General features: G+C 58.8%; 12 protein-coding genes, 4 pseudogenes and 1 riboswitch. Of the genes and pseudogenes, 11 read left to right on the plus strand and 5 right to left on the minus strand.

Going from position 1 to position 16253, the window contains the following annotated elements; all coding sequences use genetic code 11:
• Positions 1-54: 54 nt before the first annotated feature.
• A pseudogene (locus AC04SI_RS23670) lies at positions 55-399 on the minus strand (DDE-type integrase/transposase/recombinase); the annotation flags it as partial.
• A gap of 25 nt (positions 400-424) precedes the next feature.
• On the opposite strand from AC04SI_RS23670, the pseudogene AC04SI_RS23675 reads away from it, so the two are divergent.
• From AC04SI_RS23675 to AC04SI_RS23685, 3 genes and pseudogenes are all read left to right on the plus strand, one after another.
• A pseudogene (locus AC04SI_RS23675) lies at positions 425-808 on the plus strand (hypothetical protein); the annotation flags it as partial.
• Positions 809-912: 104 nt separating this feature from the next.
• Complete coding sequence (locus AC04SI_RS23680; protein WP_488474977.1) at positions 913-1122, plus strand: hypothetical protein; 210 nt, start codon at positions 913-915, stop codon at positions 1120-1122.
• A 185-nt stretch (positions 1123-1307) separates the two neighbouring features.
• Positions 1308-1419 (plus strand): annotated as a pseudogene (locus AC04SI_RS23685) (integrase); the annotation flags it as partial.
• Positions 1420-2044: 625 nt separating this feature from the next.
• On the opposite strand, the gene AC04SI_RS23690 reads toward AC04SI_RS23685, so the two are convergent.
• A complete protein-coding gene (locus AC04SI_RS23690; protein ID WP_488474978.1) occupies positions 2045-3085 on the minus strand; it encodes a cytochrome-c peroxidase in 1041 nt (346 codons plus the stop codon).
• Between AC04SI_RS23690 and AC04SI_RS23695 the strand changes: the two genes are divergently transcribed.
• The 4 genes from AC04SI_RS23695 (at position 3039) to AC04SI_RS23710 (ending at position 6675) form a co-directional block, all read left to right on the plus strand.
• Complete coding sequence (locus AC04SI_RS23695) at positions 3039-3398, plus strand: hypothetical protein (RefSeq protein WP_488474979.1); 360 nt, start codon at positions 3039-3041, stop codon at positions 3396-3398. The two genes, AC04SI_RS23690 and AC04SI_RS23695, sit on opposite strands and share 47 nt — an antisense overlap.
• A 267-nt stretch (positions 3399-3665) precedes the next feature.
• A complete protein-coding gene (locus AC04SI_RS23700; RefSeq protein WP_488474980.1) occupies positions 3666-4352 on the plus strand; it encodes a response regulator in 687 nt (228 codons plus the stop codon).
• Positions 4353-4699: 347 nt separating this feature from the next.
• Entirely contained in the window at positions 4700-5713 is a 1014-nt protein-coding gene (locus AC04SI_RS23705) for a type II and III secretion system protein family protein (RefSeq protein WP_488474981.1), read from the plus strand.
• A gap of 482 nt (positions 5714-6195) precedes the next feature.
• The gene (locus AC04SI_RS23710; RefSeq protein WP_488475024.1) at positions 6196-6675 is read left to right on the plus strand and encodes a ProQ/FINO family protein; all 480 of its coding nucleotides are present in this window, start codon (positions 6196-6198) and stop codon (positions 6673-6675) included.
• Between the two features lie 397 nt (positions 6676-7072).
• Here the strand turns inward: AC04SI_RS23710 and AC04SI_RS23715 are convergent, their stop codons facing one another.
• From AC04SI_RS23715 to AC04SI_RS23725, 3 genes are all read right to left on the minus strand, one after another.
• Positions 7073-7681, minus strand: coding sequence for a 4'-phosphopantetheinyl transferase family protein (locus AC04SI_RS23715; protein WP_488474982.1), 609 nt, complete (start codon positions 7679-7681; stop codon positions 7073-7075).
• Between the two features lie 261 nt (positions 7682-7942).
• Positions 7943-8350: an MATE family efflux transporter gene (locus tag AC04SI_RS23720; RefSeq protein ID WP_488474983.1), complete on the minus strand. Its 408-nt coding sequence runs from the start codon at positions 8348-8350 to the stop codon at positions 7943-7945.
• Positions 8338-8943, minus strand: coding sequence for an MATE family efflux transporter (locus AC04SI_RS23725; RefSeq protein WP_488474984.1), 606 nt, complete (start codon positions 8941-8943; stop codon positions 8338-8340). Before AC04SI_RS23725 ends, AC04SI_RS23720 begins: the two co-directional genes overlap by 13 nt.
• A 1629-nt stretch (positions 8944-10572) precedes the next feature.
• On the opposite strand from AC04SI_RS23725, the gene AC04SI_RS23730 reads away from it, so the two are divergent.
• The 4 genes and pseudogenes from AC04SI_RS23730 to AC04SI_RS23745 all read left to right on the plus strand — a co-directional run.
• Entirely contained in the window at positions 10573-10914 is a 342-nt protein-coding gene (locus AC04SI_RS23730; RefSeq protein ID WP_488475025.1) for an ArsR/SmtB family transcription factor, read from the plus strand.
• Positions 10915-10953: 39 nt separating this feature from the next.
• Positions 10954-12297 (plus strand): serine hydroxymethyltransferase, encoded by a 1344-nt coding sequence (locus AC04SI_RS23735; RefSeq protein WP_488474985.1) that lies wholly within the window; start codon positions 10954-10956, stop codon positions 12295-12297.
• Between the two features lie 44 nt (positions 12298-12341).
• Positions 12342-13538, plus strand: coding sequence for a methionine adenosyltransferase (metK, locus tag AC04SI_RS23740; RefSeq protein WP_488474986.1), 1197 nt, complete (start codon positions 12342-12344; stop codon positions 13536-13538).
• 85 nt (positions 13539-13623) lie between these two features.
• Positions 13624-14496, plus strand: a pseudogene (locus AC04SI_RS23745) (adenosine kinase); the annotation flags it as partial.
• A 1477-nt stretch (positions 14497-15973) separates the two neighbouring features.
• Positions 15974-16173: riboswitch (cobalamin riboswitch) on the plus strand.
• Positions 16174-16253: the final 80 nt, after the last annotated feature.

Below are 16253 nucleotides of genomic sequence, written 5' to 3' on the forward strand. Positions count from 1 at the left end.
CAGGTAGGAACGCTGGCCTGTCAGGTACCGAATTGTGGGTCAACGTTTCTTCACGTCCGACGAGTTCCGGGAGGGCTCTAGAGCATCATCAACGAGCATATGCTCAACCTGCCGGTCCGCTTCCGCGGAGACCTGCAATCGCTTTGCGATCAGCAGGAAATCCATCGGGTTGCCGTGTTTGTCGATGGCCCGATACAGGCATCTCCATTTGCCGCGGATCTTGACATAAGTCTCGTCAACCTGGATTGAGCCGCAATGTGGCGGCGAAACTGGCGAAGCCGCTTTTCGATCATCGGCGCATAGGCCAGAACCCACCGGTTGATCGTACTGTGATCGACCTCAAAGCCACGTTCACGGGAACATCTCTTCAAGATCCCGATAGCTGAGCGGATATCGCAAGCTGGCAAGCCCGGCCTATCTGGGCAAGGGGCGCGGTATGGGCCGTGAGGCCACGCTTTTCCTGACCTCACGCGGCGTGCGGGTGACCGGCGCGGACGCATGGAGCTGGGATGCCCCCTTTCCCTTCACCGCCAAACGTTATGCTGAAACCGGCGACGCCAGCATCATCTGGGAAGGACACAAGGCGGGAGCCGAGATCGGTTATTGCCACCTCGAAAAACTAACCAACCTCGACCAGCTTCCGGCCAAAGGCTTTACGGTTACCTGCTTCCCGATAAAGATCGGTAGCCCTGGTCCAATAGGTTCTGGCCGTGGCGCTGCAGGGCCTTCCGTAAGAGAATTCGACCGTGTGACGTTTGACCATGGCGCGCGGCTGGAGTCCGGAAGCGCATCGCTGTTCACGATTTGAAGGCTGCACCGTATATAGGTGCGCTTTAATGATCGGGGGCCGAGTCCTGTCCAGACTGGCGCCCAAATAGGCTAAACAAATCCTATACGCGGGAGTGCGCATTGATGGAAACCAGGATCATCGACAGCCGGGATGATTTCGCGCAATGGGCGATCGATCGGGCCAATGCGATCCTGACGGATCAGGGTTCGGAACTCGCCACCGCCGTCCGCAACGGAAGCGAAGCCCAAATCGGTGAGACAGCACAGGCGCTCGGCCAGGCGATTGTCGATGCGCTGCTTGAGGCGTTCGACGGCCTCGCAGGCGACGAATGAGCTGCGAGCGTGGCCCGCATGACTGCTGGCAATGCAAACGGCGACCGGCACGCGACAAACGGCGGTCGCCATGGGGCTTTCAGATCCATCCGGTCGAGGAGGCGAGGCGGGCGCGCCTCGAATGGCCGGCAAACAGCCTTTCCAGCTGCCTTCCGAAAGATCGCCGCGCACGCCGGCTGAGGGTCGAGCGCTATGTCTATAAACAGCTTGGCCACACGTCCGCCGGAGATGACCGGCAAATACCAGCGCCGGCGCGATCGTTTTCGGGTCAACCTCACCAAAGCGTCGGGGCTCTAAACGCCCCTCCCCTCCCTTCCTCGGAGGCTCCTTTTCGACGAAGGCGTAGAGGAAGCCAAAGCTCTCAACAGCTCGGCTGCTGCAAACTGCATCAGCCAGTCGGCAGGCGCCATTCGTTCACGAAATCTCTCATCTGGTCCAGGTCTTGCCTCTGCCGTTAGCTCATCCTCTTGATCTACTTTGGGCATCAAGGAACAGCTGGAGGCTGCACCAGCGGTTGGCCATCCCAATGAGCGGGGGAGCGCTTTGCCAGCCGATTAAGTCGGACCGATGCGCGGCGACCAGGATGAGATCTCTCCCAGATCGCCGCGCTATAAGACCGACCTCAGCAGCGTGTGCACCCAACAACTAGCTATCGGGGCACGCGTCGAGAAGCGGCCTGGTCGGCTTCTGTCACAGATTTCAGAAAATCGGCGAGATCGGGTTCCTGATCCCGATCGACCGAAAGTCTGTTGCGCCGACGGCTTTAGACCGAGGAAGGCCATCAGCTGCCGCGGACTGTCGAAGAGGCTATCCATCATGGGACGCGAAACCGCATTTGCGTTCTCATGGATCTCGCCATTCTCTCGTGGCACTGATGGTCGCAATCTTGTTGATTGCGACCCTTCCGCAGCCGGCTCCCCCACTACGGTACAGGTCGAGGCGTCGTGGCCGTTTCGGCGGGTAAGATGGGATACGCGACCTCCGGTACCTTTCCAGTCAGCGATTCGAGGAAGGAAACAAGGCTGTCGACTTCGTTTTCCGGCAAATTTTCGCCGAGCTGGGTGGTCGCCATAATGGCGACGGCCTGTTTTAGGCCCCAAACCTTGCCCGAATGAAAGTATGGGGCGGTGCGTGCTACGTTGCGCAGTGGCGCCGCGCGGAAAACATAGGAATCGTCGGTTGTATTGGTGACGGCAAAGCGGCCCTTGTCTTTTTCCGGCAGGACGTCGGTGCTGGGCTTTTCCACAACGCCGAATTGGTAAAAGCCCTGGCCACCAACGTTGATACCGCCATGGCAGGACGAGCAGCCTTTATCCATGAAAAGCGCCAAGCCCCGTTTCTGTTGGGAAGTCAAGGCGGCATCATCGCCTTTGAGGAAGGCATCGAAGGGGGCCGGCGTGACCAGCGTCGCCTCATAGGCTTCGATAGCCTTGGCCAGATTGTCGAAGGTAACGCGATCGGCTCCATCCGGGAAAGCTGAATTGAACCACTCCACATATTGCGGCATCGACTTGAGCGTGGCGATGACCTGATCAGGCGTGTTGGCCATCTCGACACCGGCTTGGATCGGCCCTTTGGCCTGAGCCTTAAGGTCTTCGGCGCGACCATCCCAAAACTGCGCTTTGTTGAAGACAGCATTAAATACCGTCGGCGCGTTGCGCGGTCCCTTACGCCAACCATGGCCAATCGATGTTTCAAGATTGTCGTCGCCCCCGGTGGCCAAGTTGTGGCACGAGTTGCACGAAAGGACGCCTGACGCTGAGAGGCGTGTATCGAAGAACAGTGCCTTGCCGAGGGCGATCTTCTCCGCTGTGATCGGGTTGTTGGGGAGTGCCGGCGTGGTAGAGGGCAAAGCCTCGAAGATGGCCAATGCCGTTTCTCTTAGGTCTGCGGGGATCGGTTCCGGAGAAAAAGCCGTGACCGCCGGCAAGGCGACAGCCGCCGCCGTGAATAGGATTTTCATTTATCATCTCCTGGCGTTATGCACGGAAGCCATTCTTAGATATGCGGTTCGTGAACGCCTTGCGGTAGATCAGCAGCGGGAGTGGATCGGGGCTGCACCTTCTTTCGCGCAGAGCCGCGACCAGCGCGAGATGGTGCTATTCTCGACGGATTTCAGCGGCGGGAGAGCGCTGCTCGGCAAGCCCGAAACGCTAGCCAATAAGCGGGATGCATCCATGATGTGGATGCGTCCCGATCCGAACAATCAATGTGTCCAATCTTTCTCGAAAGCTTATCAAGGGAATCATGGGCTCTGGACGGCGACGCTGGCCTAGCGAATCCAGAGCCGCAGATAGGAGGATCGATGCGAAGAGAAATCGCAGGCGTGTTGTTGGCATCATGGACTGGCCGACCGGTGTATTTCAGCCTGCCAACAGGTACTCACTTCCGGCTATTGCAGGGGTGCGGTTTGCGTTCTCCGATTACCCCTCGGAAGGGCAGTTCCGAATACTGCGACGGGTTGCGCGCCTTGTGCTTTCGCCCCGGTCTCATAGCCGACGGTGACGTGTTCAATGGTTTGTCCTCTCTCGATAGGACATGAAATGCGAACGCTGCTCGTGGATCATCATAAGGATCTTACGCGCGCCGTGCGAGTTGCGCTCGGGGATGGCGGCTTCGCCGTTGATGTCGTTGATACTCTGGAAAAGGCGTCGAGTGCATTTTCTTGCGCGAGCTATGAAATTCTCCTGCTAGAGTTGGCTCTGCCTGATGGCGATGGCTTGGACTGGCTGAGGCAGCTAAGGAGCGAGGGGCATTCAGTTCCTGTCGTCATTATGAGTAGTCTTGACGATTGCGAGAAGTGCATTGCCATTTTCAACGGTGGCGCAGACGATTTTCTCCTCAAGCCGGTCTCTCCTCTGGAGCTCATCGCCAGAATGAGAGCCATTCAGCGCCGGTCGATACGGATGACCGACCCCATCCTTGTATTTGGCAATCTCAACTTCGACCCGATCAGCCGAGAGGTTTCCGTTGCAGGTCATCCGCTGACGATCGCACGCCGCGAACTATGTATTGTTGAGCATCTGCTTAACCGTGCAGGCCGCATCGTGCCGCGTGGGCAGTTGGAAGGTCACCTTTATTCGTTCAACGAAGAGGTATCAACCAACGCGCTTGAAGTCGGAATCTATCGCTTACGTGGACATCTGACGAGGTCAGGTGCAACGCCACGGATCAAGACCGTGCGTGGCATTGGTTACATTCTTGAATTGCCTGACGCGGCATCCGCATAGTTGACCGAATGTGAAAGAAAGACTGTCTTGAAAATAGTTCGAACTCGTCATCCTGGCACCAATCGGGGACCGACCCTCATCGACGATTTGAGAGCTACCGGTTGTCCTTGCTTGGGCCCTCTCCTCTGCGCACTCATGCTGTTATCTCCACTTTCTGCCGCAGCCCAAGAAAACGGGGATGAAGGGACGCCGCGTGCCGCTTCCAATAGCATCAATGCCACGCTGAACCTTTCCTCTTCGCTCGGCAAGACAGTCCTCTGCCCGCGCCAGCCGCGGATTATCAGGCACCCTCGAACAAAACCATCTTCGTCTTTGGCAAGAAATCCGGGCGGACCAGCCTATTCGCCTTGGACGACAAAGGCGAGGTTCTCGCCGAGTTGCATATTGTCGTCACGCAACCGATCGGGGATCTGCGGGCCATGTTGAGGGAACAGGTCGGCGACTATCCGATCCGCGTCAAGTATACGCCGCGCGGCGCAATCCTTAGCGGTACAGCGCCCGATGCCGAGGTCGTCGATACCGCGAAAAAAGTGACTGAGCAATTTCTCGGTGACGGAGCGCAGGTCGTCAATAACATCAAGGTCGCTGGGTCCTTGCAGGTTAATCTGAGTGTGCGCGTTGCGGAGGTCTCCCGTGGCGCCATGAAGGAACTCGGTATTAACCTGTCGGCCTTCGGTCAAATCGACAATTTCAAAGTGGGTTTGTTAAGCGGCGGCAGAGGTGCCGGTGCGGCTAATGGTGGTGGTACAGCAGAAATCGGATACAACGATGGTAACATCAGCATCGGCGCGGTTCTCGACGCGCTCGCCAAGGAGCACGTCGCTTCCGTCTTGGCTGAGCCGAATCTCACTGCGATGTCCGGTGAAACCGCCAGCTTCCTCGCCGGCGGCGAATTTCCCATTCCTGTCCCGCAGGAAAATGGGCAAATCTCGATTGAATTCCGTAGCTTCGGCGTCAGCCTGGAATTCGTACCCACCGTTCTCAACAACAAGCAGATCAATATTCGCGTAAAGCCGGAAGTCAGTGAACTCACGTCACAAGGTGCCGTTCAAATCAACGGTATCTCAGTGCCGGCAATTTCCACGCGCCGTGCCGACACAGTCGTCGAACTCGCTAGCGGGCAGAGCTTTGCAATTGGTGGGCTCATCAGGCGTAACGTCAGCAATAATATCAGTGCTTTTCCCGGGCTCGGCGAGGTGCCGATCCTTGGCGCGCTGTTCCGTTCGTCCTCATTTCAAAAGGAAGAGTCGGAGTTGGTCATTCTGGTTACGCCTTATATCGCAAGACCGGGATCGAGCCCCGACCAGATGAGCGCGCCCACGGACCGGAAGGCGTCGCCTTCGGACGGGGGGCCACTGTGACGAATTCGTTGGCAACTTCGCCGTGAGGCCGCGCTGCTGCCCGCACCGGCGCGCCAGGCACCAAGAGCTGTGTCGGCCTTATCATCGAATAGCTGGGTAGAATGACGTTGCGGATTAAGCTTCTCCTGGTCGCTCTCACGACAAGCCTAAGTGGCTGCGTAAGCCCGCCGATTTATGTCGAGCCATCGACACCGATTCTCATCCGGCAGGAGACCACCGTCCTCATGTTAGAAAGCCTTCGCGCTTCCGAACGGCATCGTTTGCGTGTTTTCCTTGAGAGGGCCAGTCGCGGTCGGCGCGAGCATTCGCAATGTTGATCCGGCTGGTCGAGGCGCGACGCGCGCGCTTCAACGATGCTCGCCCGCCGCTGCTTTGCCCTGGGGGCGAATGCGCATTTTTCTCAGACGCCCATAATCATTGCATATATGCGTGCTACGAAGGGTCGGAATTGGCAACGAAAACAAAACGGGCGAGGCTTGATCATGTTGACCGCTAGCCGAGGGAAATCGCTCGCCCAGCTTTTCCTTCATCTATCGGCAAAGTGGCCTGCAGCGTTCAATCCGAAAGCGCCCAGGCCGCTCAAGATCGGCATCCATCATGACCTTCGCGTGCTCGATGGCGAACTGTCTGAAGATGAATTGAGGAGGGCCCTGCGCGCCTATACCCGAACGGCCAAATACTTGGCTAGACTGGATGCCGGCGCCGTGCGGGTCGATCTCGACGGCAAGCCGGCCGGCGAGGTATCGGTTGCTGACGCGACGACCGCTAAGGCTTTGTTGTGCGCCCGCAAGGACAAGCAAGAGCTTAAGCAAACGCCTAAGCCAAGGGCAGAACCTGAAGCGCCACCCAAACCGAAAGCGAAGAAAACGGCCGTGTTCAAGGCGAAGAAAGCAGCAGACACCCCGACCCGAATAGTCGTTGAGATGAAGCGTCGCCGGTCTTTCCGAAAGCCGATGGCTTGATCGCCGCTGAGCGATGGGTCTCGCGCCGACCGGGACAGCCCCTGAAACTCGGAGCACATGGCGCCCCGTAGGTAATCCGTCGGCGGGGGCCATCCGCGTTGTGTGCTAGCCTCCCTTCCCGCCGAGACTCCGGTTGCCGCGCGCCTTGCGCATTTCTCGAGCGCTGTCGCTCACCGGTTCTCGCGTCGTTCTAGCTCCTGCCGCCCTGCCGCGCCACTCTGCTCAGGGGCATCGCAGCTCGCCAGCAGTCATACTGCGATCACAGCGCCACCTCCCGCGGTGACAGGTTGCCCCTGAATTCGCTGGAAGCAGATTAGATGAGGCAAAGACTGCGCTGTGGCGTCCAGACGCTCCCACCAATTCCGCTTGATTTTCGGCCTCGACGAACGCGGCCGAATCAAGCGCGGCCGAAGAGGATGCCCCCTTTTTGATTGTGCCCCGTAACGAAGACTGCCGTGAGGATCAGTCCATTGGCGATGATGAACCGGCCGCGAAGCTCCCACGCATGATCTTTGGCCGGCAGGAATGTGTGGGGGAGGCGAGCACGAAATTTGCCATCGTCGGGGGTGATGGTAACCACGGCGTCCTCGAAGCCCAGCCATTCACGTGTGAGCGGGAACCATGCCTTAAAGATGCTTTCCTTAGCACTGAAGAGCAACCGGTCCCAATTGAGGCGCCCGGGTGCGTTGGCCAGCCAATACCGTTCCTCGTCAACCGAAATGAGCTCCAATACGCCAGATGGCAACTCCTCGTCGACTTCTGCATCGATTCCAAGCGCAGCGTAGTCCCCATGCCGAGCGACCGCGGCGGCATAGAATCCAACACAATGTGTTATGCTGCCAACCACACCAGGTGGCCAAAGCGGCTCACGGTCAGGTCCGCTTGGGATCGCGCAGGGAGGAAAGCCGAGCTTGGACAACGCCGCTCTGGCACAGGCGCGCCCAATCGAGAATTCACGTCTTCTGCTCTCGGCCGCAGTGGCGATTGCACTCTCTTCTTCGGCCATCACCAGGGCACTGCCGACATCTCTTCCTCGACAGGTTTGCACAGCAACGTTTGGGGGGAGCAACGTATCCAAATGTCCTCGCCCTCTCGACCGCGATCCGTTGCTGGGCGGCTTATGCGGGTCGCGCTGCGGCCAACTCCCGTCCTTTGTCCTCGCCATTGTGGCGGATTGACCATTCGTGCGCCCGCACGGATGGGTCTTGTATTGGATCTGGCTCTTCAACCACCATCTGGGGCAGAACCGAAATGATCGCTCTTCACGTCAGCTCTTTAGCGTCGACCCGATTCTCTCGCTCAGCGAAGGCATTCCTTTAAGAACGCCGATCTGTCCGCGAATTACAAACAAAGCAATCAGCCCCGCCACCAACTCAGCAACTGCCTGGCTGGCCAACAGTCCGTCAAAGCCCCAAAGTATGGCGGGTATGAAAAGATAGCCTTGCCTGGCAAGGGAAACGACGGCACTGAGGCGTACTCTCCCCAATGACTGAAGCAGCGTGATCGTAACGTACTGAACTCCAAAGAGGCCGAAGAAAAGATGAAAAACAATACAGGCAGAGACAGCGATATCGATTACATCCGCGTTGTCGCTGAAAAGCGAAACCATTGGCCGAGCAAAAATCAGGACCGCGGCGGAAAAGCTGACTGAAAATGCGAGGGTTATGGAAAGCATGAACTTTGCGGCCTTCTCAAGCCGGGCGAAATCCTGTGCTCCCAACCGAAACCTAGAACCGCCTGGGAGCCTATGCAGAAGCCTATAATTGGGAGTGCCCCGATCGTTGACAATCGCGCAGCTATTCCCACAGCGTCGCCGAATGGTGCGGCAGCACGGTAGAAGAGCATGAATGCAACGGCAGACAAAATACTGGTGATAGTTGCCGGCGCTCCAATGGCCGCGATCCGTTTGATGTGGCCCACCCTGAAGGTAATGTAGGAAGTTCCGATACGGACAATCCCACGCTTCTTCAGGAAGTAGGCCACGTAGACACTGACAGCGGCGATCTGGGACAACAGCGTCGCAAGCGCTGCTCCTCGAACGCCCAGACCCAGCGAAAAAATGAAGATAGGATCGAGCACGGCATTCAGCGCGAAAGCCGTGATCATGGTCCACATGCTGAATCCTGTATTGCCCTCTGCCCTTACGATGAAGCCATTGACCATGTTCAGCAGCATGAGAGTGTAGCCGAACAGCAGCGTCGATGCGTACTCGAGCGCGGCCGGCAACACGAGATGCTGCATGGCGGCCACATGGTCGGCATAACGCAAGATGCTTCGATGCCAAGGCTGGAAGTTCGTGAGGGGCTGCCCAGGCGGCCAGGTCTCCGACCGGGGCTCTATCTGCAAGACATGTTGCTCTCCAAAGCTATTGCCACAGGCTGCGCGACCTATGCGCGAGACGAAGCAGCCCTCACGCAATGTTCCCGCATCTCAATGAGCAAAGGCCGTGCCAACGCGCTCAGCGGGGGGGAAGCACATGATGCGCGTCGAATAACCACAATGTATAAGATGGCAGGTGTAGTGAACCTAACATGTTACTGTCAGGTTTTGGACACGCATCACGAGCATCGCACCGCCACAAGCGTGCGCCGCTACGACGTTGTTCCGTGCTATGCGCGGACAGGGTCAAAGAACCGCGGCGCGGCGACGGCAGATGCCGAGGTCCCGCTCCATTACGCACGGACGGGGACTTCCTCACCTGGTGTGGTGATTGAGGATCTGGACCGGCAGCATCCTGGCCCTCGAGTTCAGCGCCAGCTCGGCCGCACATGGCGCTCTTGAAGGGTTTTAAGGCGGTCGGATCTGCACCTGGGGTCTCGATTCCATCCCGACCCATCGATGGCGCGTCTACGCCGGACCCACGCGCATTGCCGACCAGGCTTTGACCTCCAAGCATCCCGGCTGCGCGAAAATCCGCAAAGGGCATAGCCAGGCTGCGCCCCACCCAAATGCGGCCTCGAGCTGCCATCTTCTGCGCGGTTCGTCTGCGGACAGCAGACAGCGCTGCGCACGATGATCAGCTCCGCGCCGGTGCCCGTCGCTCAAACCGCCCAACAGGGCAAATCCAACGCTGGAAACGAACTCAAAACTAGATAGAGATTGGGGGCAAGGTCAGTGGTTATTCGTCTGTCTTCTGGCCGCTTCAGTGCCCTCGTCCTCTTTCCGCCGGCCGAGCCTCCCAACCGCCGTATCGATGATGACGATCCTTTCGGGAGAACAGTTTCTTTCGAGTAGCGTGAACGGTCTGCGCCCTCTTACTTGCTCCGGCCTTCTGCCATGCCTCCTGCGCTTCCTGCCGCACTCGGCGAAGCGCCGGGGCCTTACCGTGCAACACCCACTGAAAATACGACAGGTCGACCAAATAGTCAGATTTGTGCTGAAGGGTTTTCAGGCAACCCTAAAAGGAAACGGCAGCTCTTGGTGTTCACGCTGCGGCTTGGACCAGCCTAAATCTTGAGAAGATAAAGAGGCTCTTCGGGAAGAAAGCCGACAACGATTGGGAGTAGCTCTGGGCGGCGACCGCGATCAGATGGCGGGTCAGGGTCGATCAAAGACGACTGAAAGCTCAGACGGCGATCGCAATGATGGCGGTGACGCTTGCCACCCGGATCATTTCTCATATTAAGCATTTGCCGACTTGGCGACCTGTTGCCCTGCTCGCCGCATGATCAGCACGTCGCCAAACGCATCGAGGCGTTGCAACAGATCTTTCAAAGAAATTCATAGACTCTTAGCAACTCCAAACCGCTGTGAGTGGTACGCTTGCCGAGACATGTAAAGTCGGACAGGTCGAAACCGAGATGCTCTTTCAGGACCATGCAAGATGTGGAGAACGCCAATGACAAGGTCCGAAGGACGAGTGCCCCATTTTCCTATATGACGTGATGCTTACCAATGATGACACTTGTCAGTCGCCTTCGCTCGGCAGCGCAGCTTGATCGCCTTCGAATACTGTGGCTTTGCGCGCATGCGGACCTAACTGTCTGTGAACTGGCTGAAATTCTAGGTCTGCGCCGCGAGCGGGTTGTGCACCATGTCCGGCTACTCGCCAGAGCCGAGTTTCTTTGCAGCGACGAACAACACCCGTGGCGCTCATACCATCTCAAAACGCGAGGCAAGGACAGTGGGCTGGTTCAAATTCTGGTCGATCTCCTGCCCCACGCCGAGGGCTGTCATGAACGAGACCTACAGCGACTCGAAGCGATGCAAAGCGAGCGGTCTAAGGGACTGCCTGCCTGATCGTGAAATAGTTCAATCAAGTTGGAGCGCGATCCCTCGATGGACAATTCCGCCGACCGCACCGCCCTACCCGACAGATGTGTGCCGTCTCGGTTGGCCGCGGTTGATGGCCGCGTTCACAAACTGCTTCTGAGACAGGAGCGACAGGAGCGGACGACGCTCAAACTGATCGCTTCCGAGAATTTTGCTTCTTCGGCCGTGCTGGAAGCGACCGGCTCGATTTTCACGAACAAGTACGCCGAGGGGTACCCAGGTGCCCGCTACTACGAGGGAAACGAGATCGTCGATGAGCTTGAGAAGCTCGCCATTGAACGCCTGAAGGCGCTATTTGGCAGCGAACACGCTAACGTCCAACCTTATTCCGGCTCGCCGGCGAACCAAGCTGTCTATCGTGCACTTTTGAGCCCCGGAGACAAAGTGATGGGCTTGCCTCTTCCCAGTGGCGGTCATCTGACTCATGGATGGGCGGTCAACTTCTCCGGCATTGATTATAAACGCGTTCCTTATGGACTTGACGAAGAGTCCCGGCAAATCGACTATGATCGCTTGCGCGAGACGGCCAAGCGGGAACGGCCAAAACTCATATGGGTCGGCGGAACTGCTTACCCGCGTGTCTTTGACTACGCCACGATGGCCGAAATCGCGTCGGAGGCGGAGTCCTATCTCGTGGCCGACATCGCGCACATCAGTGGCCTGATCGCCGCGGGAGCGCATCCCAATCCCGTAGCATATTGCGACGTCGTCAGCAGCACGTCCCACAAGTCAATACGGGGGCCCCGCGGGGGCTTCATTCTGTCAAAAAATGAAGATCGCTATCAAGCGCTCTATCATCCGGATAGCAAAGTCAATCTCGCCAAGCGAATAGATCGGGCGGTCTTCCCTCAACTGCAAGGCGGGCCTCATATGAATGTCATCGCTGCGCTAGCTGTCGCTTTGCAGGAAGCCGCGAACCCGTCCTTCCGTAGCTACGGTCAACAGATCGTCAAGAATGCCAAGTCCCTGGCCCAGGGGCTCATGGAGCGAGGTTATGACCTGGTCACGGGCGGGACTGACAATCACATGCTGATCCTCGATCTTCGGGAGCGACCATTGCCCGGAAAGGCCTATGCCGAGCGACTGGCAAAGGCCGGCATCATCACGAACTTCAATATGGTGCCGGGCGACCGGCGGCATCCGGCGCTCACAAGCGGAATTCGGTTGGGGACACCCGCGGTAACGTCCATGGGTATGCGCGAGGGAGAAATGGTGCAAATCGCTGGCTTCATTGACTGCGTCCTCCGGCGGCCAGACGACGAAGGTCTCCATGCCCGCGTGCGAAGAGACGTTGCCGACCTGTGCAATGCGTTCGAGGTGCCGGGTATCACCGACAGGCAAGGCAGCTGAAGCAAAGCGCCCCGACAACTTTAACACCCGAAACGAGGCATTTCATGGCTAGGCAGTTCGTGTTCTCTTCTGAGTCGGTTGGCGCGGGCCACCCGGACAAGTTGGCCGATAACATATCGGATGCCATCCTCGATGCGTTGCTCCGCTTCGATCCGAAGGCGCGCGTCGCTTGCGAAACGTTGGTGAAGACATGTGAAGCCCTGGTGAAGACAGGGACGGTCGTTCTCGCTGGCGAAATTACCAGCAATGCAAGGGTCGATTACAGCCAAGTTGCCCGCAATACGATTCTCGATATCGGATATGATGATGAGGCCATCGGTTTTGACGGCCGGCGGTGCTCCGTCGTTGTGGCCATCACCGAGCAGTCGCCCGACATCAGCCTGGGCGTTGACGAGGGCAGAGGGCAGGATCTCGACCAGGGAGCGGGAGATCAGGGCCTCATGTTCGGCTACGCATGCCGCGAGACTGATACTCTGATGCCTTTGCCGATCCAACTCGCCCACTGCCTGACGAAAAGACAGGCGGATGTGCGGAAGGCAGGAGAACTCAGCTGGTTGCGTCCTGACATGAAATCCCAGGTTTCCGTCCGTTATGAGGGTTTGCGCCCCATCGCATTGGACACCATCGTCGTGTCGACACAACACGATGAGCAGGTATCCCAAGAGACGGTCCGCGAGGGCGTGATTGAGGAAATCATAAAACCGGTCCTACCGCCCCACCTGGACACCGAAGGCATCCGAATTCTGGTCAACCCGACGGGGCGGTTCGTAGTCGGTGGGCCACGCGGCGACTGCGGCCTCACTGGACGCAAGATCATCGTCGATTCCTACGGCGGAATGGGGCGTCACGGCGGCGGCGCTTTTTCGGGCAAGGACCCGTCCAAGGTTGACCGCTCGGCTGCCTATGCGGCCCGATATGTCGCGAAGAACATCGTCGCTGCGGGACTTGCAGACATCTGCGAGGTGCAGGTTGCTTACGCGATCGGCGTGGCCAGTCCGGTTTCCGTCATGGTCAATACATTCGGGACGGCGAGGATTGCGGAAAGGACGATCGAGCGCCTCATTCTTGAGCTGTTCGATCTCAGACCAAAGGGCATTATCAAGATGCTTGATCTCTTACGCCCGATATACCGCAAGACAGCGACATACGGGCATTTCGGCCGTGAAGAGCCTGAGTTTACCTGGGAGAGGACCGACAGAGCCGACGAATTGCGTCGCGAGGCAGGACTCGCCGCCCCGTGAGGGCCGGCGCCGAGCGGATTGGGAAGCGAAAAGTCCATTCCAACTGGCCAGACCCGCGCCGGGCCGGCGTGAAAAGAAGCCGGCCAGGCGCGCCGAACTGCTCTACAGCCGCATGGGGCCGGCGATCGAGGCCTCCGGCGGCAGCGCAGGCAACACTGCGGCCGGCGTCGCCAGTTTCGGCGGCCGCGCCGCCTTCTTCGGCAAAGTGTCGAACGATGCGCTCGGCGACATCTACACCCATGATATCCGCGCCCAGGGCGTGGCCTTCGACACCAAGCCGCTCGAAGGCCAGCCGCCGACGGCGCGCTCGATGATCTTCGTCACCCCCGACGGCGAGCGTTCGATGAACACCTATCTCGGCGCCTGCGTCGAACTCGGGCCGGAAGACGTCGAGGCCGATAAGGCATCCGGCGCCAAGGTGACCTATTTCGAGGGCTATCTGTGGGATCCGCCGCGCGCCAAGGAGGCGATCCGGCAGACGGCGAGGCTCGCACACGACGCCGGACGCGAAGTGTCGATGACACTGTCGGATTCGTTCTGCGTCGACCGCTACCGGGACGAGTTCCTCGAGCTGATGCGCTCGGGCACCGTCGACATCGTCTTTGCCAACAGCCACGAGATCAAGTCGCTCTACCAGACCGCTTCCTTCGACGACGCGCTGGCGGCCATCCGCAAGGACTGCAAGATTGCCGCGGTCACCCGCTCCGAAAAAGGCTCGGTGATCGTGCGCGGCGACGAGACCGTCACCATCCAGGCAACAACGATCCGCGAACTGGTCGACACCACCGGCGCCGGTGACCTCTACGCCGCCGGCTTCCTCTATGGCTATACGCAAGGCCGCGACCTCAAGACCTGCGGCGACCTAGGCTCACTGGCCGCCGGACTGGTGATCCAGCAGATCGGCCCAAGGCCGAGGCAGACCCTGCGCCACGAGGCGGAACTGGCGGGGTTGCTGTAGGTGAAGCGGCAAGACCAGATCCACCCGGTGCAAGCTGTTCAATGAACAGCGCGGGCAAACAGGGATCTCAGGATCCGAGGCAGTAGGATGAAGGCTATGTCGGCACCTTTCGAGACCGGCAAGTGGCGGCGCACCTGACCAGATGACTCGTGGGCCGCTTGACTGGGCGTCAAGCTTGATGCCGCGCGTGCAGTGGGGGATTTTTTGAACAGTCTCCTCTGAGCGACTGCTGGGTTGCTGCTGTTTCAATCTCGTCCCGACAAAGCGCAGTCCTCCGAATCCCGGAAGCGGCGTCGCATCTCCGCGCCGCCCGAGGGGATCACCGTAGTGCCTTCACTGCCGCTTCGACATCTTTGTTTTCTACACACTTCAGGTCTGCATGATGGGTGACATGCAGCAACTCGGAACTGGCCCAGCCAGCTGTCGGGGGGGCGTCAGGAGGCATAGCGCCTCGAAAAGCGCTCCTCGACGCCCTGATATTGTCCTGCAGAGGCATCGACCGCCCTATCCATCGTCGCACCCGCTTCGGCCATGGGCAGCCCTATTCTGCCTCATCTGCTGCGCGCTTCACCCGGCGGACAGCAGACAGCGAAGCCTCCACGGCCGCGAAAATCTCGCGACGGCGGCTCGATTGCACGACCGGCCCGCCATTTTGGGGAGACGTCCAGTGCTGCTGCCTGGCGTCGACCTCGCCCTTCATCTATTGACCGCATGTTGCCTCGTCCTCTGAGCCGGCCAAGCCTCCCGACAGCCGGATAGATGATGACGATCCCCTCCCTGAGAATCTCTCGATTGAAAGCGTGACGATCTACGCCGTCTTATTTCCTCCGGCCTATCGCGTTCCGTCTGCGGTTCTGCCGAGCACGCGGCGAAACGCAGTCACTCTACCGTGCAACACTCAACGGAAATACGACAGGCGCACCAGAAATGGTGGGGTCTGTGTCAAAGATTTCTAGGCAAGCCCTCGAGAGCGAAACGGCATCTCTTGGTTTTGGCGTGAGCAAGCTTTGCCTTTTTGGCGCTCGCACGCTTCGAGGTTGGACCCCCGCAGCCGATCCCGTGTGTATGAGTGTAATGTGTGCAGAGCCGGATATTCCAAATGCGGGCAGAAACTGTCTGACCTGAGAAGAGACATAGGCACGTTGCCGATACGTCTTGCGTCTTGGCCTTTGGATTTCAGGAAGTCAGGGATGTGGGCCCCTCGATTCGGCGCTGAGGATAGCCATTGATGATCGCCCGCATGTAGGGATCGGATCGACGCCGCCGATTTGGCAGGCCGCGGTAGGCTCGAAGAGCAAGCCGGCCGGAGTTCTCCATGTCTACTGGGCATCGGGCGGTTCGATGTGTGGTCTGATTTACCAGTCGATCCGCGGGTTCGCAGTTACTCGCTCTTGTTGCGGCCTTTTGCGAAAACACCAACATTTCACATAATGACATAAACATTTCTTTATGCGACATTGACACACGGTTCCTGCTGTGGTTGTCTGCATGCCGTGGTTCTCCGTACGGCACTGCCGCATGGAGCTAAGAGGGAAGCCGGTGCGAGGCCGGCGCTGCCCCCGCAACTGTTAGCGGCGAGCCAACCCCACTCATGTCACTGAGGCGAACAGCCTCGGGAAGACGGGGAGAAGCTATGACCCCGCGAGCCAGGAGACCTGCCACGACGAACTATGTCCACGGGCGGGGTGTCTCGGTGGCCGCAGCAGCCCGGCGTTCGTGCCGGTCTACGAGGCGCCTTCTTGTCCCCCACGCCCCAA

The organism is Mesorhizobium sp. CNPSo 4689 (assembly GCF_057784325.1).